Source organism: Roseateles sp. P5_B10 (assembly GCF_056400485.1).
In genome coordinates this window covers 1-535 of sequence record NZ_JBFULE010001733.1, presented here as the reverse complement: position 1 = coordinate 535, position 535 = coordinate 1, and the positions used below count along the sequence as shown (strand labels likewise).

At 65.4% G+C, this 535-nt stretch carries 1 protein-coding gene; it reads right to left on the bottom strand.

What is annotated here, in order from left to right:
• On the bottom strand, window positions 1–172 hold a 172-nt coding region (locus AC1DU6_RS35590; protein ID WP_477863330.1), incomplete at its 3' end, for a phage integrase family protein.
• Window positions 173–535: the final 363 nt, after the last annotated feature.

The following is a 535-nucleotide window of genomic DNA, read 5'->3' as shown; positions in this document are numbered from 1 at the left end:
CAGTGACCTTGCCTGCATCTCGCGCGCCCAGGCCATCGATGCCGATCCACCACATCTTGCGGCGCGGCACTCGCACCGTCAGCTCACCGAGGGTTCGAATCTTCTGGGCTCGCAGCGCTGCGGCGGTTCGCGCGCCGAACCACATCTCCACTTCGTCCAGCAGCCGCGGCATCGGCACCGGGCTGACGATGAGCTCGTCAACGGCCTCCGTCAGATTCAGCGGGAGCTCAGAGCGGGCGAATGAGCTCCTTTCCGTCGCGTCGAATACCGCCTGCAGGCCAGGCCGGCGCCGGCGCTCGGCCGCATCGATCAGTCGCTGACGTGCCGCGCTGAGCAGAGCCCGGGACGATTGCCGTCACGGCCTRACCAACGCGTTGCCGATGGTAGTTGACCGGAGATCAACTCGAAATCGAAGACCTGTCCTGGCTGGTTGAACTGGGCTACATCCACCGCCATGGTGCCGACATGGCGCTTGACAGCTCGGCACCTGGGCGCGGCGACTTCCGGCAGGTACTGTTGCGCTTCGGCTTATTAG